Here is a 19,731-nt window from a genome sequence, read left to right on the forward strand (position 1 = left end):
CCGGGGTGCCTCGTACCAAATATCGGGTATGCCCTGGTTAGTCCCTGAAGTGGGGCATGGTCTGCTGCTGGTCCGGGAAGTGGGCAGCGTGATCGACACTGATGGCGAATGCGCCGAGTGGACCTTTCCTGCCGAGGCCGGTGCCGTGCGCACCGCCCGTCACGCCGTCCGCGACACCCTTCGCGCCTGGGGACTGGATTCGGTGATCGGTGATGTCACCGTGCTGCTGGTCAGTGAGCTGGTGACCAACTCCCTGCGGTACGCGTCGGGCCCGATCGGTGTCCGGCTGGTCCGGCCGGAACGGGGCGCCACCGCCCCCGCTCTGCTGGTGGAAGTCTCCGATCCGCTGCCGGATCCCCCCACCGAACGCAACGCGGAGCCCGACGAGGAGAGCGGCCGCGGTCTGCAACTGGTGGCCGGCGCGGCTCGCCGCTGGGGAACGCGGCGGGGCAGGAACGGCAAGACCGTGTGGTTCGAGCTGCCCGTCGCTGGTTAGAAGAGTCAGGGGACAACGATCACGTCGGAGCGGTTCCGGCCGGTTCGGACTCGGCCGAAAATGAACGAGACCGTGCTGTGATCGTGAACGCCGTGTCGGTCGGAGCCGTAGTGCTGAATACTGCGGTCATGGCCGGTCCGGTGCGGTGAGCTGGAGGGGACGGTCGCGTGAGCGAAATACCTGGGACGGCGAGCGGTGTCGTGTGGCAGAGCAGCCCACCTGGCTCGATCTATGACTACATCAAGGTTGCCTCTTTCTCGATCGGGGCCGACGGGCTGGTCGACCAGTGGAGTCGGCGTGCCGTCGACCTCTTCGGCATCACCCCTGACGAGGTCAGGGGCAAGGACCCGATCGAGGTCTTCATGCCCGCCGAGCTGCGCCCGCGCGGCCACCGGAAGGTCGCCGAGATACTCGACGGCAAGGAGTGGACCGGCCTGGTCCCTTTCCGCATGCCGGGTCGGGACGGCGCGCACGGCGTAGCCGAGGTCTATGTGATGCCGAGCGAGACGGAGCGTGGCGAAAGGGCTGCGCTCTGCATCGTGGTCGACGTCCGGGCACTGCGCCGGATCGAAACTGATCTCGCCGCGTCGCAGGCTATTTTCGGCCAATCTCCTTTTGGCTTCCTCCTCTTCGGCACGGATCTCACGGTGCAGCGCGCCAACCAGCGCTTTGCCATGGTCTTCGGGGGCGCCGTCGAAGACCACCGCGGGCGCACCGTCCACGACTATCTCGCCCGCCCCGAGGCGGAGCGGATGAACGCCTCACTGCGCCGCGTACTGGAGACCGGCGAATCCGCCATCGATCTCCAGATCGTCGGGAGTGCCCCGGGCAGCGCGGACCGCAGGCACTGGTCGATCAATCTCTACCGGGTGCACAGCGGAACCGGCCGGCCCATCGGCGTCGCCGGTCTGGGCACCGATGTCACCCGCCGCAACGTCGCCGCCCGCGAGGCCGCGAACGCCCGGCGGAATCTCGCGCTCCTCAACGAGGCGAGCGCCCGCATCGGCAACTCCCTCGACCTGGAGACCACCGCCCGCGAACTCCTCGACGTCGCCGTCCCCGGCTTCTGCGACCTCGCATCGGTCGACCTGTTCCTGGGGCTCCTCACCGGCGACGAGGCCCCGCCCGGCCGGGCCGACGGCAGCGCCGAGCTGCGCAGGGTCGCCTTCGCCAGCGCCGTCTCCGACGCCCCGCTGGTGACGACCCCCGGCTGCCGGTCCGATGGCGGCACCCCCACCGCCGTCGGCGAGGTCCACCGCTATCCCTTCAACTCGCCCTGTGCGAGCGCCCTGCGCACCGCCCGGGTCCAGTCGATCCCGGGCGAGGAAGGCACCCTCGTCCAGTCCACGCTCGCGGTGCCGATGGTCGCGCACGACACCGTCGTCGGACTTGTCCAGTTCTCCCGTACGAAGGGCAGCGAGCCCTTCGGGGAACGGGACCGGGCGCTCGCCACCGAGCTCGCCGCCCGCGCCGCCGTCTGTATAGACAACGCCCGGCTCTACCGCAGGGAGCACGAGCGGGCACTGATCCTCCAGCGCAGCCTGCTCCCGCCGGGCGACCCGGAGGCCGCGGGACTCGACATCGCCTGCCGCTATCTCCCGGGCAATACGGCCACCGAGGTCGGCGGGGACTGGTTCGACGTCATCGAACTGCCCGGCCACCGCACAGCCTTGGTCGTGGGCGATGTGATGGGCCGCGGTCTGCGGGCCGCCGTCGCCATGGGTGAACTGCGCACAGCGGTACGGACCTTGGCGCTGCTGGACCTGGAGCCGGCGGAAGTACTTTCCGCGCTCGACGAGATCGCCCGCGGCCTCGGCAGCCCCAGCGGTACCCAGCAGGCCTCGCGCGTCGCCCACAAGTCCCGTGACGCCGACCTCTCCGAGGTCTATCTCGCGACCTGCGTCTACGCCGTCTACGACCCCGTCACCCGACGCTGCACCTTCGCCAACGCCGGCCATCTGCCACCCGTCCTCGTCGAACCGGGCGAGGAGGCACTGCTGCTCGACGTGCCGCCGGGGATGCCGCTCGGTGTGGGCGGCGAGCCCTTCGAGGAGGTGGAGGTCGAGCTCCCGGAGGGCGCGCTCCTCGCGCTCTACACCGACGGGCTCGTCGAATCCCGGGACCACCCGCTCGACGAGGGCCTGCGTGCCTTCCGGACCGCGCTCACCGATCCCTCCCGCCCGTCGCCCGGCCACCATCCCTCGACGACGGCGCTGCGCGCCGGTACCTCACGCTCCCTGGAAGACGTCTGCGACCACGTGCTGAACACTCTCGACACCCGGCACGGCGAGGACGACATCGCGCTGCTGATGGCACGCATCCAGGGGTTGCCCACGGAGGCGGTGGGCGACTGGCGGCTGCCGCGCGAGCCCCGATCGGTGGGACGGGCCCGTGAGCTGGCCCGCGCCCAGCTGATCACCTGGGACCTCGAATCGCTGGTGGACACGGTCGAGCTGCTCGTCAGCGAACTGGTCACCAACGCCCTGCGGTACGGCGAGGACGAGATCCGGCTGCGGCTGCTGCGCGACCGCACCCTTGTCTGCGAGGTGTGGGACGCCGGCCTCGTACAGCCCAGACGGCGACGGGCCCGCGACACCGACGAGGGCGGCCGTGGACTGCAGCTCGTCGGACTGCTGAGCGCGGCCTGGGGCTCGCGCCGGACCCCACGCGGCAAGACGGTCTGGTTCGAACTCGCCCTGCCCGATGGTGACTCGACGGCCGAGCCCACCGTCGAGCAGCTGCTCAGCATGTTCTGACACCCGGATTGTCGGACCCGTGATCTAGCCTTGCGGCCCATGGGGATCAACAAGCAGGTGGGGATGCGCGAGCGCGTACGGGCGCTGCGCGGGGCTCCGGGCGCGCGTGCGCTCGTTCCGGGTGCGCGCGCGCTCGTACGGGGGTGGCGCAGCCCCCGCCTGAAGTGGCCCAGGCGGATCGCGCTCACCCTCGCCGTCCTCCTCCTTCTCCCCGCCCTCGGCGGTGCGATCGCGCTGCGCGCCAACTACGCGGGTGACATCGAAGAAGGCACCAGGACGCGCGGCAAGGACGCCATCTGGCTCGGTCACGCCTGGGTGGACGGCCGGAAGAAGGACGCCGACCTGGACGCCTTCGCCCGACGTATACGGGGCGCCGGGATACGCGACCTGTACGTCCACGCCGGGCCGCTCGAGCACGACGGGACGCTTCCCGCCGACCGTTATGCACGTGCGCGGTGGCTGATCGACGCCGTACACCGGAAGCTCCCTGGTATACGCGTGCAGGCCTGGCTCGGCGACAAGCTGGCGAGCGAGGACCCGGTCGGACTGCGGCTGCCCGATGCCGGCACCAGGGCCGCCGTAGTGCGGTCCACCAGGCAGGTCCTCGACGCGGGCTTCGGCGGCATCCACTACGACCTGGAGCCGCTGCACTCGGGCGACCGCGACTATCTGTCCCTGCTGGACGATCTGCGCGAGCTCACCCGTGCCCGCAAGGTCCCGCTCTCCATAGCGGCCCACCAGATCGATCCGCTGCCCGCACTCCACTCCGTCGCCGGCGGGCTCACAGGGCACCCCAAGTGGTGGTCGCAGGAGTTCTTCGGCCAGGTCGCCCGCCGGGTCGACCAGATCGCCGTGATGTCGTACGACACCTCCATGCCGCTGGAGAGTCTGTACGGCGGCTATGTCGCCCAGCAGACCAGCCTCGCCCTGGAAGTCACCCCGGAGGAGACCGACTTGCTGATGGGGCTGCCCTTCTTCCACGAGGACGGCGTCGGGCACCACGAGTCCGCGGAGACGGTCGCGGCCGCGGTCCGTGGCACCCGGCTGGGCCTGGGGCGCACGGACCGCGGCCGTGAGCGGTTCGGGGTTGCGCTGTATGTCGACTTCGCGGCGGAGGAGGGCGACTGGACGGCGTACCGGGAAGGATGGGGGAGTCCCGCCGCCGGTCCTCGACGGGGCGTGTCCTAGGAGTCCCTCCCCTGGTCGGTCGCCCCGCGGCGCTTGATCTTGTCGCCCAGCCACACCAGCGGGTCGTACTTACGGTCCACCGCCCGTTCCTTCAGCGGGATCAGCGCATTGTCCGTGATCTTGATGCCCTCGGGGCACACCTCCGTACAGCACTTCGTGATGTTGCAGTACCCGAGGCCGTGCTCGTCCTGGGCGGCCTTCTTGCGGTCCAGGCCCGCTTCGGCCGCCGCGTCCAGCGGATGCATGTCCAGCTCCGCCACCCGCATCAGGAAACGCGGACCCGCGAACGCGGCCTTGTTCTCCTCGTGGTCGCGCACCACATGACAGGTGTCCTGGCACAGGAAGCACTCGATGCACTTGCGGAACTCCTGCGAGCGGTCCACATCCATCTGCTGCATCCGGTAGTCGCCGGCCTTCACACCCGGCGGCGGCACGAAGGAGGGAACCTCCCGGGCCTTCGCGTAGTTGAAGGACACATCCGTCACCAGGTCCCGCACCACAGGGAACGCCCGCAGCGGCGTCACCGTGATCGTCTCCTCCCGCGAGAAGACCGACATCCGGGTCATGCACAACAGCCGCGGCCGGCCGTTGATCTCGGCGCTGCACGAACCGCACTTGCCCGCCTTGCAGTTCCAGCGGACCGCGAGGTCGGAGGCCTGGGTGGCCTGGAGGCGGTGGATGATGTCGAGGACGACCTCCCCGTCGTTCACCTCGACGGCGAAGTCCTCCAGCGCCCCGCCGTCCGCATCACCGCGCCAGACCCTGAAGGCCGCTTCGTAGCTGCTCACTCGTAGAGCTCCTCTTCGGCGAGGTACTTGACCAGCTCCTCCTTCTCGTAGAGAGCGAGCAGGTCGGGTCGGATGGGCTCGGTCGTCTTCCGAGCGAGTGAGATCTGGCCGCGCACCGGATCGGTGGCCGCCAACCCTCCCGTCGGATCGATCAGTTGGCACAGCAGATTGACCCGCCGCCACTCGCGCTCCATGGTGGGGCAGTCCTCGCGAGTGTGCCCGCCGCGGCTCTCCGTGCGCTCCAGTGCCGCCCGCGCGATGCACTCGCTGACCATCAGCATGTTGCGCAGGTCCAGCGACAGGTGCCAGCCGGGGTTGAACTGCCGGTGGCCCTCGACTCCGGCCCGCCGGGCCCGCACCCGCAGGTCGGCCAGTTTCTCCAGGGCCTGCCTCATCTCTGACTCGCGGCGGATGATGCCGACCAGGTCGTTCATCGTCTGCTGGAGCTCCTGGTGGAGGGTGTACGGATTCTCGGGCGGCCGCCCGTTCTCCTCACCCGGCTGCGGCCCCTCGGCGCTGAACGGACGCAGTGCCTCCGCCGCGGCCTCGTCCATCTGGGCCTCCTCCAGCGCCGGGCGCTCGCCGAGCCCCTGCGCGTACTCGGCGGCGTGCAGCCCCGCCCGCCGGCCGAAGACCAGCAGGTCGGACAGGGAATTCCCGCCGAGCCGGTTGGAGCCGTGCATCCCGCCCGCGACCTCGCCCGCCGCGAACAGGCCCGGGACGCCGACCGCCGCCGCGGTGTCGGACTCGACGGCGATGCCGCCCATCACGTAGTGGCACGTCGGGCCGACCTCCATCGCCTCGGCCGTGATGTCGACGTCCGCAAGCTCCTTGAACTGGTGGTACATCGACGGCAGCCGGCGCCGGATCACCTCGGCCGGCATACGGGTCGAGACATCCAGGAACACCCCGCCGTGCGGGGAGCCGCGGCCCGCCTTCACCTCGGAGTTGATGGCGCGGGCCACCTCGTCGCGCGGCAGCAGCTCGGGAGGACGCCGGTTGTGGTCCGGGTCCTCGTACCAGCGGTCGCCCTCCTCCTCCGACTGCGCGTACTTCTCCTTGAAGACGTCAGGGACATAGTCGAACATGAACCGCTTGCCCTCGGAGTTGCGCAGCACCCCTCCGTCGCCACGCACCGATTCGGTGACCAGGATGCCCTTCACCGAGGGCGGCCAGACCATGCCGGTCGGATGGAACTGCACGAACTCCATGTTGAGCAGCGGCGCGCCGGCCAGCAGCGCGAGCGCGTGCCCGTCGCCGGTGTACTCCCAGGAGTTCGACGTCACCTTGAAGGATTTGCCGATGCCGCCGGTGGACAGCACCACGGACGGCGCTTCGAGAACGAAGAAGCGCCCGGACTCGCGCTCGTAGCAGAAAGTGCCGGAGACCCTGTCCCCGTCCTTCAGCACGCGGGTGACCGTGCACTCCTGGAAGACCTTCAACCGGGCTTCGTAGTCCCCGAATTCCTCCTTGTCCTCCTGCTGCAGCGAGACGATCTTCTGCTGCAGGGTGCGGATCAGCTCCAGGCCGGTGCGGTCGCCGACGTGCGCCAGGCGCGGGTATTCGTGCCCGCCGAAGTTGCGCTGGGAGATCTTCCCGTCGGCCGTACGGTCGAAGAGCGCGCCCCAGGTCTCCAGCTCCCAGACCCGGTCGGGCGCCTCGCGCGCGTGCAGCTCCGCCATCCGCCACTGGTTGAGGAACTTTCCGCCGCGCATGGTGTCGCGGAAGTGCACCTGCCAGTTGTCCCCGGAGTTCACATTGCCCATGGAAGCGGCGATGCCGCCCTCGGCCATCACCGTATGAGCCTTGCCGAAGAGGGACTTGCAGATCACCGCGGTTCGGGCGCCCCGCTCGCGCGCCTCGATGGCGGCGCGCAGGCCCGCGCCGCCCGCACCCACCACCACGACGTCCCACTGCTGTCGTTCGAGTTGCGTCATGTCAGAAGAACCTCGGATCGTCGAAGGCACCGGACGCGACGAGATAGACGTAGAAGTCGGCGAGCGCGACGCTGATCAACGACGTCCATGCGAGAAGCATGTGGCGTTCGTTCAGCTTGCCGACCCAGCCCCACAGGCGGTAGCGCACCGGGTGTTCGGAGAAATGTTTCAGCCGGCCGCCGATGATGTGCCGACAGGAGTGGCAGGAGAAGGCGTACGCCCAGATCAGCACGATGTTGACCAGGAAGACGAGGGTGCCGAGGCCCATATGGCCCCACTCGTAGTGCTCGTTGCGGAAGGCGAGCACAGTGTCGTACGTGAGGATTCCGGCGACCGGGATCGCCGCGTAGAAGAAGTACCGGTGGATGTTCTGCAGGATCAGCGGGAAGCGGGTCTCGCCGGTGTACTTCTTGTGCGGTTCGGCGACCGCGCAGGCCGGGGGCGACGCCCAGAAGCCCCGGTAGTAGGCCTTGCGGTAGTAGTAGCAGGTCAGCCGGAAGCCCAGTGGGAAGATCAGGATCAGCAGCGCGGGGGACAGGCCCCACCAGCTGCCGAAGATCTCCCAGTTGGGGCCGCCCCGCATGGGTACGCAGTTCTCGGCGAGGCAGGGCGAGTAGAACGGCGAGACATACGGCGCTGCGTAGTAGTCGGCGTTCGAGAAGGCGCGCCACGTCGAGTAGACGATGAACGCGAGCAGCCCGGCGGCAGTCAGGGCCGGGGCGAGCCACCAGCGGTCCGTCCGCAGATGGCGGAGGCCGATGGCGGCGCGCGTGGCGCCGTGTACGCCTGTATTGATTTGTGGTGGTTCGGTACCAGTGGCCAACGAAGGCTCCGTATGGAGTGGGGTCGGGTGTGGGCTCCGGTGTGCCTACGGGCCGGGCCCGTCAGGGTGCGTGCCGGTCGCGCGCTCCGAGCCCCTCGTCGTCCGTGTCCGTCCACAGCGCGGTGTTGTACGGGGTGTCGGGGATGGTGACCAGCTCGGGGCGACCCGGTGACTTCAACGGGGCGGGCGCCGGCGCGGCCGGGCCGGCGGTACGCAGCTGATCGACGGTGTGCTCCAGCTGCCCGACGCGCTGAAGCAGCTCGTCGAGACGGTGCTGGATCGCCGTCAGTTCTTCCTGCTCGGACATGACTTGCCCTCACTTCCGCAGGGTGCGGTGGCATCGCTCATGCGCCTGCGAGTGTCGCGCGTCACATCCCCGCTTGTGAAGGGACGTGCAGGGATTCCCGGCGCATGCGCTTGTGGCGCGCCCCTCGTAGTTCGTATTTTGCTCCCCCATTTTCTCCCTTTCCGATGAGATATGTCGGATTCTGCATTGGGCTGCACGGGTGACCTTGCGAGTGGGGTCGCCGTGTCTCCGTCGCCTGTCCGGTTCCGTCCACTTCAGTGGACGGGAATCGGTGTGATCATCTCCAAATTCCATAAACCAGGACAAAGAGGTAGAAGCCATGTCCCAGGTCGACGCCCCCCGCGGGAGGACATGCTCCCGAACGCTCCGCTCCGTCGCGCTTCTGACCAGCGGCGTGCTCGCTCTGCCGGTCCTGGCCGGCTGCAGCTCGGGCGAGGACGAGAGCGATGCTGCGGCGGCAGCCCAGGACATCGCCCCCGCCGCGCGGGACCTGGTCGCCGACGGAGGCACGCTGCGCTGGGCGGTCGACGCGTTGCCCACCACCCTGAACGCCTTCCAGGCCGATGCCGACGCCACCACGACCCGTATCGCCGGGGCGGTACTTCCCTCTCTCTTCACGCTCGACCGGCGCGGCCGCCCGCAGCGCAATCCCGACTACGTCGAGTCCGCCGAGATCATCGATCGCGAGCCCAAGCAGGTCGTGCTCTACAAGCTCAATCAGCAGGCGGTGTGGACCGACGGCAGGGAGATCGGGGCGCCCGACTTCGTCGCCCAGTGGCACGCCCTGAACGGCAAGGACTCCGCGTACTGGACCGCGCACAACTCCGGCTACGAGCGGATCGAGAAGATCGAGAAGGGTGCCAGCGACCTTGAGGTCAAAGTCACCTTCAACAAGCCGTACGCGGACTGGCAGTCCCTTTTCACCCCGCTCTACCCCAAGGAAGTGACGGGGACCCCGGACTCCTTCAACGACGGAGCCCGCACCACGCTGAAGGCGATGGCCGGCCCCTTTAAGCTGGCGTCGACCGACGCCAAGGCGGGCACCGCCACCCTCGTACGCAATCCCCGCTGGTGGGGACAGGCGGCCAAGCTGGAGCGGCTGGTGCTGACCGCGGTGCCGCGCGAGAACCGTGCCGCCGCGCTCGCCGCCGGCCGTCTCGACCTCGCGGCCGTCGACCGGCACGTGGCGGACCGTATCTCTCTCGCGCTACGGGACAAGGGCGCGGGCAGCAAGGCGCTCTCCCACGGGCCGGGCGCGGACATCACCCCGTCTGCCGCGCTCAAGTCCTGGGCGCTGGCGAACGGCTCCGACGACGGCAAGGCCCAGGCCGCTCGGGAAGCCCGCAGACAGAGCGCCGTGGCCGCCGAGGCGTACGCGAATGAGCAGACCGCCCTCCGCGGCTTCGTGGTCCGCAAGTCGCTGGAGCCCGCGTACACGCAGCTCGCGCTGAACGGTGAGTCCGGCCCGCTCTCCGACGACCGGGTGCGCCGCGCGGTGGGCCGGGCTCTGAACCGCAAGGAGCTCGCCGAGGCCGTACTGACCCCGCTCGGGCTGCCCGCCGTTCCGCCCGGCAGCCATCTGGCGCTGGCCGGCCAGCGGGCGTACGCCGACAACAGCGGCGCGCTCGGCAAGCAGAGCACCCACGACGCGCAGGCGCTGCTGGCCGACGCGGGCTGGACGCGGGGCGGAGCGCTCGAGAAGCACGACCCGCCCAAGGCGGGCGGCGAGGGCGGCAGCAGCAAGAAAGCGGAACCCAGCTCGCAGACGGCGCCGAGCGCGAGCGCAAAGACGGCGCCGGGCGCAAAGACGGCGCCGAGTGTGAAGGCAGCGCCGAGTGTGAAGGCAGCGCCGAGTGTGAAGGCAGCGCCGAGTGTGAAGGCAGCGCCGAGTGTGAAGGCAGCGCCGAGTGTGAAGGCAGCACCGGGCTCGGCGGAGCTCAGGACGAAGCCGGAGGAAGAGCAGGAGGACAAGGCGTCCAGCGAGGGGATGTACATCGTCGGCGACGACAAGCCCGCCAATGGCGGCCACCGCGCCGAGACCGGCACCAGCGGTACACGCATCCTCGCCCCCGCCCCCGGTGCGGCCCTCCAGGGCGAAGCCCCGCGGCAGCGGGCCGACGCCCTGCACGACGACATCGCGAACAAGGGTGGGATCAAGCCCCAGGAGCGGAAGGGCGGGGTGGCCGGGGCGTATGCCCCGCTCGGCACCGCCGCACCGGCCCGCGCGGGCGGCCCGCTCGGCAAGAACGGCAAGCCGCTCACGCTGCGCTTCGTCCTCCCCGCGGGGCCCGGCTCCGAGGCGCTGCGCACGGTGGGCGAGAAGATCTCCAAGATGCTCGACCGCATCGGCGTGCACGCCGAGATCACCAAGGTCGACGACGACTCCTTCTTCAAGGACCACATCGCCTCGGGCGCCTACGACATGGCCCTCTACTCCTGGCCCGCCACCGCCTTCCCGGCGACCGACGCCCGGCCGATCTTCGCCAAGCCCCGGCCCGCCAGTGACGGCTCGCTCCTGGTGGAGCAGAACTACACGCGTGTCGGCAGCGACTACATCGACCAGCTCTTCGACCAGGCCGCCGCCGAGCTGGACGAGGACGAGTCACGCGCTCTGGTACGCCGGGCCGACGCCCGGATCTGGGCCGCGGCGGGATCCATCCCGCTCTACCAGCGTCCCGAGCTGGTGGCGGCCAAGCCTCAGGTGGTCAACGCCGGCGCCTTCGGCTTCGCGGCACCCAGGTACCAGGACATTGGTTTCAAGAAGGCAGAAAGTTCGAAGTCTACTAAGAAGTAGCAGGTCAGAACCTCAGAACTGGCTCAAGTCCCTTGCCCGCCGGCAGCGCCGGCGGGCAAGCTCGTACCAACCCTTGACCCAGGCTTTTTCGCACCCCCAGCGCACAAGGACCCCCTCCCGATCGGCCCGGGAAGCCCCGGACGCGACGGCCCCGTACCATGGGGACCAGCCGTGGCGTGTCCGCCCGGCGGGCGTACGAGGAAAACAACGCCGCATCCCACGATCGAGAGAAGCGCCAGCCAGCATGCCCACGCGCCACGACATCCGTAACGTTGCCATCGTCGCCCACGTCGACCATGGCAAGACCACCCTGGTCGACGCCATGCTGAAGCAGGCCGGCTCCTTCGCCGCGCACGCCGCCGAGCACCTCGACGACCGCATGATGGACTCGAACGACCTGGAGCGTGAGAAGGGCATCACGATCCTGGCGAAGAACACCGCCGTGAAGTACCACCCCAAGGCCGGCGGGGCCCCGATCACCATCAACATCATCGACACCCCCGGCCACGCCGACTTCGGTGGCGAGGTGGAGCGCGGTCTGTCGATGGTGGACGCGGTCGTCCTCCTCGTCGACGCCTCCGAGGGCCCGCTCCCGCAGACCCGCTTCGTGCTCCGCAAGGCCCTCCAGGCCCGGATGCCCGTCATCCTCTGCATCAACAAGACGGACCGCCCGGACTCCCGGATCGACGAGGTCGTCAATGAGACCTACGACCTGTTCCTGGACCTGGACGCGGACGAGGAGCAGATCGAGTTCCCGATCGTCTACGCCTGCGCCCGTGACGGCGTCGCCTCGCTGACCAAGCCGGAGGACGGCACCGTCCCGGCCGACAGCGAGAACCTGGAGCCGTTCTTCACCACGATCCTCGAGCACGTCCCGGCCCCGGAGTACGACGAGGCCGCGCCGCTCCAGGCGCACGTCACCAACCTGGACGCCGACAACTTCCTCGGCCGTATCGCCCTCTGCCGTGTCGAGCAGGGTGAGCTGAAGAAGGGCCAGACCGTCACCTGGATCAAGCGTGACGGCACGATGTCCAACGTCCGCATCACCGAGTTGCTGATGACCGAGGCGCTCACCCGCAAGCCGGCCGACAAGGCGGGCCCGGGCGACATCTGCGCCATCGCCGGTATCCCGGACATCATGATCGGTGAGACCCTCGCCGACACCGAGAACCCGATCGCGCTTCCGCTGATCACGGTCGACGAGCCCGCGATCTCGATGACCATCGGTACGAACACCTCGCCGCTGGTCGGCAAGGGCGGCAAGGGCCACAAGGTCACCGCCCGCCAGGTGAAGGACCGCCTGGACAAGGAGCTGGTCGGCAACGTCTCGCTGCGCGTCCTGGACACCGAGCGCCCCGACGCCTGGGAGGTCCAGGGCCGCGGTGAGCTCGCGCTGGCCATCCTGGTCGAGCAGATGCGCCGTGAGGGCTTCGAGCTGACCGTCGGCAAGCCCGAGGTCGTCACCAAGCAGGTCGACGGCAAGACGTACGAGCCGATCGAGCGCATGACGATCGACTCTCCCGAGGAGCACCTCGGCGCCATCACGCAGCTGATGGCGACCCGCAAGGGCCGTATGGAGACCATGACCAACCACGGGTCCGGCTGGATCCGTATGGAGTGGATCGTGCCGTCCCGCGGCCTGATCGGGTTCCGTACGGAGTTCCTGACCCAGACCCGCGGCACGGGCATCGCGCACTCGATCTTCGAGGGCCACGAGCCCTGGTTCGGCGAGCTGCGCACCCGTAACAACGGCTCGCTGGTGGCGGACCGTTCGGGCTCGGTGACGCCGTTCGCGATGATCAACCTTCAGGAGCGCGGTGTCATCTTCACCGAGGCAGGCACCGAGGTCTACGAGGGCATGATCATCGGTGAGAACTCGCGTGCCGACGACATGGACGTGAACATCACCAAAGAGAAGAAGCTCACCAACATGCGTGCCGCGTCCGCGGACACCACCGAGAACGTGGTGCCGCCGCGCAAGCTGTCGCTCGAGCAGTCCCTGGAGTTCTGCCGCGACGACGAGTGCATCGAGGTGACCCCGGAGACGGTCCGTATCCGCAAGGTCGTCCTGGACCAGAAGGAGCGCGGCCGCACCGCTTCCCGCGCCAAGCGCAACTGACATCGAGTCAGCAGCACGCCGTGACGACGGCCCGGCCCCCCGCAGCAACTGCGGGGGGCCGGGCCGTTCGTCGCGACGACCTGCGCGATGTGGCTTCCGGGTCAAGTTGTTTTCATGAGCGTGCTGTTCGACTATCGGCCGCTGATCTCCGGAAGATGTGTTAACGGTCCGTTTCGGGGGTGTCTGTCTGCACTCAGTTTGTCCGGATTTCGATCCGTTGACCAGGACTGATGTTGTCAAAACGAGACCCTTTAAGTGTGGTTTACGGCCCGGCCGTACTCAATAGTTGGCTCCGTTGAGCTCGGGTCAATGGGTCATGCACTGTGGGGAGTGCCGACTCGCGAGCACATTCGGGGCACTTGACGAATTGCGCTGTCAGGGGTGTCAGCGCGCGTAGATGTGCCCCTCTTGTTGTGACAAGTGGACTCATGAGGAGGAACCCATGCGTGGTGCCAAGAGCGCCAAGTGGGTCGCGGGAGCGGCAATCATTGCCCTTGCTGCGACTGCCTGTGGTGGCGGAGACAAGGACGGCGACAAGGGCGCGGGTAAGGCCGGCGGTACTTTCCGCTTCGGCGTCACCGAGCCTACGGCCATCGATCCGTACAACGCCCAGGAATCGGAGGGCATGCTCGTCGCCCACAACCTCTTCACCGGCCTGTACGGCGTGAAGGTTGACGGCAAGCTCGTCCCGACTCTGGCCGAGTCCGCGACCACGAGCGAGGACGGCAAGACCTGGACGTTCAAGATCAAGAGCGGCACCAAGTTCACCAACGGTGAGCCGGTTGACGCCGAGTCGTTCATCCGTGGCTGGACTCGTGTCGCCGCCAAGGCTTCGGCCTCCGACGTCGCGTACCACATGGCCGGCATCGCGGGCTACGAGGACCTCAACACCGGCAAGAGCGCCAAGTTCGCCGGTCTCACCGCGCCCGACGCGACCACCCTCAAGGTGACGCTCAGCGAGGGCGACTTCGAGTTCGACAAGAAGACCGTCCACGCGGTCTTCAGCCCCGTGCCGAAGGTGGCCGGCGCCGCCGACAACAAGGCGTTCAACGACGCCCCCATCGGCAACGGCCCCTTCAAGATGCAGGGCTCGTGGCAGCACAACAAGTCGATCACGCTCGTCCGCAACGACGACTACGGTCTGACCAAGGCCAAGCTCGACAAGGTTGAGATCAGCATCCTCAACCCGGCCAACAGCTCCAACCTGGAGTACCAGGGCTTCCAGTCGGGCACGTTCGACTGGGCGCGTATGCCCACCCCGCAGCTTCCGGTCGCCAAGGCGAAGTACGAGGCGAAGAAGCAGTGGCTCGAGATGGACTCCAGCGGTGTCAACTACCTGGTGGCCTTCAACCAGAACGCTCCGCTGAACACGCCCGACGCGCGCAAGGCGATCTCGTACGCGATCGACCGTGAGGCGATCGCCAAGGGCGTCTTCCAGGGCATGATGAAGCCCGCCACCTCGGTTCTGCCGCCGTCGTTCTCGGAGGTTTACCAGGAGGGCGTCTGCACCACCTGCGCCAAGCAGGACAAGGTGAAGGCCAAGGAGCTGGCCGCCAAGTCCGGCCTGAAGCCGGGCACGGTCCTCAACTTCGGCTACAACACCGGTGCCGGCCACGAAGAGTGGGTCCAGGCCATCGCGCAGCAGCTGAAGGACGTCCTCGGCCTCAACGTCAAGCTGAACGGCAAGCCGTTCAAGGAGGCCCTGGCCGAGCAGCAGGACAAGAAGACCGCCGGTCTGTGGCGTTCCGCCTGGGGTGCCGACTACCCGACCGCGGACAACTTCCTGTTCCCGCTGCTCGCGACCGGCTCCATCAACGAGGACAAGGAAGGCAAGGCGCTCGGTGACAACCGGGGCCGCTACAGCAACCCGAAGTACGACGAGCTGCTGAAGAAGGCTCGCGCCACCAAGGACTCCGCTGCTCGCGCCAAGATCTACCAGGAGGCCGAGAAGCTGGCGATCGACACCGACCAGGGCCTCATCCCGCTCTGGAAGCGCAGCCAGTACCGCCTCGCCAACACCACGAAGTTCAGCAACGTTGCGATGAACTTCTTCGAGGACCCGAACCTCGCCGAGATCACGCTCAAGTAGCGCCTTCTCACAGCAAGTTCAGCGAAGGTCGTGGAGGTCGGAGTATCTTCTTCGGTCTCCACGGCCTTTGCTCAGGTCCGGGCGCCCCCTCGATCCGCGCCCGGTCGCGGCCTCTCTCCCGATCGGATGATGCCGCCCACCCCCACGCTCAGTATGTGAAGGAGGCATCGTGGGCAGATACGTGATCCGGCGGCTCGGGCAGATGGTGGTCGTCCTCTTCGGTGCGACTGTTGTTCTCTTCGCCTGTCTCTTCGTTCTCCCGGGAGACCCCGTGGGCTCGCTCGGAGGCGACAAGGCTCGCGATCCGGCGGTCGTCGAACAGCTCAGGGAACGGTACGGGCTCAATGACCCGCTTCCCGTGCAGTACGGAAACTTCGTCAAAAACCTGGCACAGGGCGACCTGGGTGAGGACTTCACTCAGCGGCGTCCGGTGACCGAGGTCCTCAAGCCAAAGCTGGCGAACACGGCCGAACTGGCCATCGTCGCCATCGTCATCGACATCGTCATCGGTGTCTTCGCGGGCCTGATCGCCGCGCTCTTCCGGTACTCGTTCTGGGACGTGCTGATCACCCTGCTCACCACGATGGCCGTGGGCTTCCCCTCGTTCGTCATCGGAATGGTCCTCCAGTCCGCCTTCGTGGTGAAGCTGGACTGGTTCCCGCTGATCTCCGACGGCTCGTTCAACTCGCTCATCCTGCCCGCCTTCACTCTGGCAATCCTCGACGCGGCGCTCGTCGCGAGACTCATGCGCGGCACCATGCTCGAGGTGCTGAAGGCCGACTACGTCAAGACGGCCATCGCGAAGGGGCTGCCGCGGCGGACCGTGCTCTTCAAGCATGTGATGCGCAACTCGATCATCCCGGTGGTCACTTACCTGGGTATCTCCTTCGGCACGCTGCTGGGCGGCGCCCTCATCACTGAGGCGATCTTCAACTGGGACGGCATCGGGCTCGCTCTGGTGCAAGCGGTACAGCAGCAGAACAACCCGATCATCATCGGCGTGGTGACCTTCGGCGTCGCCGTGTTCGTCCTGCTCAACCTGCTGGTCGACCTGTTGTACGCGGTCCTCGACCCGCGCATCCGTCTCGCCTGATCCCAGGCAGCCCGTTCTAGGAGTTACACCCATGACCGAGCTCACCAAGAGCACAGCGGGGGCGGGGGAACCGGCCACACAATCGGTGGTCAGTCCCACACAGGGCGAACCCGCGATCGCACGCGTCACCCAGTGGGGCGAGATCCGCCACCGCTTCCTGGCCAACCGGCTCGCGGTGGTCGGCCTCCTGCTGGTCACCGTGCTTTTCCTCACCGCGATCTTCGCTCCGCTGATCGCCCCCGCGGACCCGTACCACCAGGACCTCAACAGCACGCTGCAAAGCCCGGGTGGCGCGCACTGGCTGGGCACCGACGCGCTCGGCCGCGACCAGTTCTCGCGCATCATCTATGGCACCCGTATCGCCGTCGAGGTCGGCCTCGCGTCGATCTTCCTGGCCTGCTTCATCGGCATCATCGTCGGCGCGCTGGCCGGCTACTTCGGCAAGGCCACCGACTCGGTGCTGATGCGAATAGCCGACGTCTTCTTCGCCTTCCCCCTGCTCATCGGCGCCATCGTGATCATCATCGCCATGGGCCGCGGCGTGATGCCCGTCATCATCTCGCTGGCCGTCTTCTCCTGGCCGACGGTCTCCCGCCTGTTGCGCAGCTCGATACTCTCGGTCCGCGAAGCCGACTATGTGCTGGCCGCGCGCGCCCTGGGCGCGAGCACCTCGCGGATCATCATCCGGCACATCATCCCCAACTCCATCGCCGCCGTGATGGCTTACGCCGCGTTCAGCGTCGGCGGCGCCATCGTGGCCGAGGCGTCGCTGTCCTTCCTGGGCGTCGGCGTCAGCCCGGAGGTTCCGGAGTGGGGCAACATGCTCGCGTCCGCCAAGGACTTCCTGGGAGTCAAGGACTACCTGTGGGTCTACCCGAGTGTCGCGATCGTGCTGACCGTTCTCGGATTTGTTTTCGTCGGCGACGGGCTGCGTGACGCCCTTGACCCGAAGCTGCGCTGAGGAGGGCGGCACCACTTATGACTACTTCACACGTCACCGCCGATGTGCCGCGCCAGCGGGCCGGCGACGAGGAGACCCCCGTACTCGAAGTGCGCGATCTGCACGTCGAGTTCAAGACCCGCGAAGGCGTGGTCAGGGCGGTCAACGGCGTCAACTACAGCGTCAGGTCCGGCGAGACGCTCGCCGTGCTCGGCGAGTCGGGCTCCGGTAAGTCCGTCACCGCGCAGGCCATCATGGGCATCCTCGACTCGCCTCCCGGGCGGGTCGCCAAGGGAGAGATCCTCTTCCAGGGCCGGGACATTCTCACGCTCCCCGAGAGCGAGCGCCGCAAGCTGCGCGGCCCCAAGATGGCCATGATCTTCCAGGACGCCCTGTCGGCGCTGAACCCCGTGTTCTCCGTCGGCAACCAGCTGGGCGAGATGTTCCGCGTCCACCAGGGCATGTCCAAGAAGGCCGCCAAGGCCAAGGCCATCGAGCTGATGGACCAGGTCAAGATTCCGGCCGCCGCGGCCCGGGTCAACGACTACCCCCACCAGTTCTCCGGCGGTATGCGCCAGCGCATCATGATCGCGATGGCGATGGCCCTGGAGCCCGACCTGATCATCGCGGACGAGCCCACGACCGCACTGGACGTCACCGTCCAGGCCCAGGTCATGGAGCTCCTCGCGGAGTTGCAGCGCGAGTACCAGATGGGCCTGATCCTGATCACCCACGACCTCGGCGTCGTCGCCGACGTCGCCGACAAGATCGCGGTCATGTACGCGGGCCGCATCGTCGAGACCGCCCCGGTCCACGAGCTGTACAAGCGCCCCGCGCACCCGTACACCCGTGGTCTGCTGGACTCGATCCCGCGCTTGGACCAGAAGGGCCAGGAGCTCTACGCAATCAAGGGCCTGCCGCCCAACCTGCTGAAGGCGCCGGCCGGCTGTCCGTTCAACCCGCGCTGCCCGAAGGTGCAGGACATCTGCCGTACGGACGCGCCGGTACTGGTACCTGTGTCGGAGCGGGACGGTTCCGAGCTGCCCGGCCGCGGCAGCGCGTGCCACTTCTGGGAGGAGCAGATCCATGGCTGAGCTCAACAAGGACGAGGCCGTGGACGCCACTCCGAACATCGTCGAGGTCGAGACGGCCGACGCCGTCACCGAGGCCGAGGCCGTAGCTGCCATCGAGGCCCCGGTCGACCAGGGCGAGCCAATTCTTCAGGTGCGCAACCTGGTCAAGCACTTTCCGCTGACCCAGGGCATTCTGTTCAAGCGGCAGATCGGCGCGGTCAAGGCCGTGGACGGGATCTCCTTCGATCTCTACCAGGGTGAGACGCTCGGCATCGTCGGCGAGTCCGGCTGTGGCAAGTCCACCGTCGCCAGGCTGCTGATGATGCTCGAGACCGCCACCGCGGGCGAGGTCTTCTACAAGGGCCAGGACATCACCAGGCTGTCCGGTCGCGCGCTGAAGGCGGTCCGCCGCAACATCCAGATGGTGTTCCAGGACCCGTACACCTCGCTGAACCCGCGGATGACGGTCGGCGACATCATCGGTGAGCCGTACGAGATCCACCCGGAGGTGGCTCCGAAGGGCGACCGGCGCCGCAAGGTGCAGGAGCTGCTGGACGTCGTCGGTCTCAACCCGGAGTACATCAACCGGTATCCGCACCAGTTCTCCGGCGGTCAGCGGCAGCGCATCGGCATCGCCCGCGGCCTGGCGCTCAACCCGGAGATCATCATCTGCGACGAGCCGGTCTCGGCTCTGGACGTGTCCGTCCAGGCACAGGTCATCAACCTGATGGAGAAGCTGCAGGACGAGTTCAACCTCTCCTACATCTTCATCGCCCACGACCTGTCGATCGTCCGGCACATCTCGGACCGGGTCGGCGTGATGTACCTCGGCAAGATGGCCGAGATCGGTACGGACACGCAGATCTACGACCACCCGACGCACCCCTACACCCAGGCGCTGCTGTCGGCGGTCCCGGTGCCCGACCCGGAGGCCCGCGAGGGCCGCGAGCGGATCATCCTCACCGGCGACGTGCCGTCTCCGGCGAACCCGCCGTCAGGCTGCCGGTTCCGTACGCGGTGCTGGAAGGCGCAGGACAAGTGCGCCACGGATGTCCCGCTGCTGGCGGTCCCCGAGCGCTTCAAGGGCGTGGACTCCCCGGTGGCGCACGAATCGGCGTGCCACTTCGCCGAGGAGAAGGACGTCGTTCACGCGGTGTGATCAGAGCAGCTGGTCTCCGGGCGGATTTCGCACCGGAGACCAGCTGGTTTTTTTGGAGCCCTCGAACCTGAGCAGCTGTCAGCTGTGCCGAGTGGACCTGGAGGACGCGGTTGAGTCTGACCGGGGTCACGATGCTCGCGGTGCTGCCCGCCTCGGGCGGGACCGGTGC

The 19,731-nt window shown here is 67.9% G+C and carries 14 protein-coding genes; 10 read left to right on the top strand and 4 right to left on the bottom strand.

What is annotated here, in order from left to right:
- Window positions 1–79 precede the first annotated feature (79 nt).
- From OG966_RS26345 to OG966_RS26355, 3 genes are all read left to right on the top strand, one after another.
- The gene (locus OG966_RS26345) at window positions 80–496 is read left to right on the top strand and encodes an ATP-binding protein (protein ID WP_326655380.1); all 417 of its coding nucleotides are present in this window, start codon (window positions 80–82) and stop codon (window positions 494–496) included.
- 167 nt (window positions 497–663) lie between these two features.
- Window positions 664–3,252, top strand: a complete 2,589-nt coding sequence (locus OG966_RS26350; RefSeq protein WP_326652343.1) for a SpoIIE family protein phosphatase — start codon at window positions 664–666, stop codon at window positions 3,250–3,252.
- A 39-nt stretch (window positions 3,253–3,291) separates the two neighbouring features.
- Window positions 3,292–4,440: a hypothetical protein gene (locus tag OG966_RS26355; protein ID WP_326652344.1), complete on the top strand. Its 1,149-nt coding sequence runs from the start codon at window positions 3,292–3,294 to the stop codon at window positions 4,438–4,440.
- On the opposite strand, the gene OG966_RS26360 is transcribed toward OG966_RS26355, so the two are convergent.
- The 4 genes from OG966_RS26360 to OG966_RS26375 form a co-directional block, all read right to left on the bottom strand.
- Window positions 4,437–5,228, bottom strand: coding sequence for a succinate dehydrogenase/fumarate reductase iron-sulfur subunit (locus OG966_RS26360; protein ID WP_326652345.1), 792 nt, complete (start codon window positions 5,226–5,228; stop codon window positions 4,437–4,439). The two genes, OG966_RS26355 and OG966_RS26360, sit on opposite strands and share 4 nt — an antisense overlap.
- The gene (locus OG966_RS26365) at window positions 5,225–7,165 is read right to left on the bottom strand and encodes a fumarate reductase/succinate dehydrogenase flavoprotein subunit (protein WP_326652346.1); all 1,941 of its coding nucleotides are present in this window, start codon (window positions 7,163–7,165) and stop codon (window positions 5,225–5,227) included. The genes OG966_RS26360 and OG966_RS26365 overlap by 4 nt, the downstream gene beginning before the upstream one ends.
- Window position 7,166: 1 nt before the next feature.
- Window positions 7,167–7,988 (bottom strand): hypothetical protein, encoded by an 822-nt coding sequence (locus OG966_RS26370; protein ID WP_326652347.1) that lies wholly within the window; start codon window positions 7,986–7,988, stop codon window positions 7,167–7,169.
- 61 nt (window positions 7,989–8,049) lie between these two features.
- The gene (locus OG966_RS26375) at window positions 8,050–8,295 is read right to left on the bottom strand and encodes a hypothetical protein (RefSeq protein WP_326652348.1); all 246 of its coding nucleotides are present in this window, start codon (window positions 8,293–8,295) and stop codon (window positions 8,050–8,052) included.
- A gap of 319 nt (window positions 8,296–8,614) precedes the next feature.
- On the opposite strand from OG966_RS26375, the gene OG966_RS26380 reads away from it, so the two are divergent.
- The 7 genes from OG966_RS26380 (at window position 8,615) to OG966_RS26410 (ending at window position 19,562) form a co-directional block, all read left to right on the top strand.
- Window positions 8,615–11,089 (top strand): ABC transporter substrate-binding protein, encoded by a 2,475-nt coding sequence (locus tag OG966_RS26380; protein ID WP_326652349.1) that lies wholly within the window; start codon window positions 8,615–8,617, stop codon window positions 11,087–11,089.
- 244 nt (window positions 11,090–11,333) lie between these two features.
- Window positions 11,334–13,208: a translational GTPase TypA gene (gene typA, locus OG966_RS26385; RefSeq protein ID WP_326652350.1), complete on the top strand. Its 1,875-nt coding sequence runs from the start codon at window positions 11,334–11,336 to the stop codon at window positions 13,206–13,208.
- A 442-nt stretch (window positions 13,209–13,650) separates the two neighbouring features.
- On the top strand, window positions 13,651–15,297 hold the full coding sequence (locus OG966_RS26390; RefSeq protein WP_326652351.1) for a peptide ABC transporter substrate-binding protein: 1,647 nt from the start codon (window positions 13,651–13,653) through the stop codon (window positions 15,295–15,297).
- 169 nt (window positions 15,298–15,466) lie between these two features.
- On the top strand, window positions 15,467–16,390 hold the full coding sequence (locus OG966_RS26395; RefSeq protein WP_326652352.1) for an ABC transporter permease: 924 nt from the start codon (window positions 15,467–15,469) through the stop codon (window positions 16,388–16,390).
- Between the two features lie 31 nt (window positions 16,391–16,421).
- Window positions 16,422–17,351 carry an ABC transporter permease gene (locus tag OG966_RS26400; protein WP_326652353.1) on the top strand — a complete coding sequence of 310 codons (930 nt, stop codon included), beginning with the start codon at window positions 16,422–16,424 and terminating at the stop codon, window positions 17,349–17,351.
- 17 nt (window positions 17,352–17,368) lie between these two features.
- Window positions 17,369–18,424 carry an ABC transporter ATP-binding protein gene (locus OG966_RS26405; protein ID WP_326652354.1) on the top strand — a complete coding sequence of 352 codons (1,056 nt, stop codon included), beginning with the start codon at window positions 17,369–17,371 and terminating at the stop codon, window positions 18,422–18,424.
- On the top strand, window positions 18,417–19,562 hold the full coding sequence (locus OG966_RS26410; RefSeq protein WP_326652355.1) for an ABC transporter ATP-binding protein: 1,146 nt from the start codon (window positions 18,417–18,419) through the stop codon (window positions 19,560–19,562). Before OG966_RS26405 ends, OG966_RS26410 begins: the two co-directional genes overlap by 8 nt.
- The last annotated feature ends 169 nt before the right edge of the window (window positions 19,563–19,731 follow it).

The organism is Streptomyces sp. NBC_01750, from assembly GCF_035918095.1.
Lineage (GTDB): Bacteria > Actinomycetota > Actinomycetes > Streptomycetales > Streptomycetaceae > Streptomyces.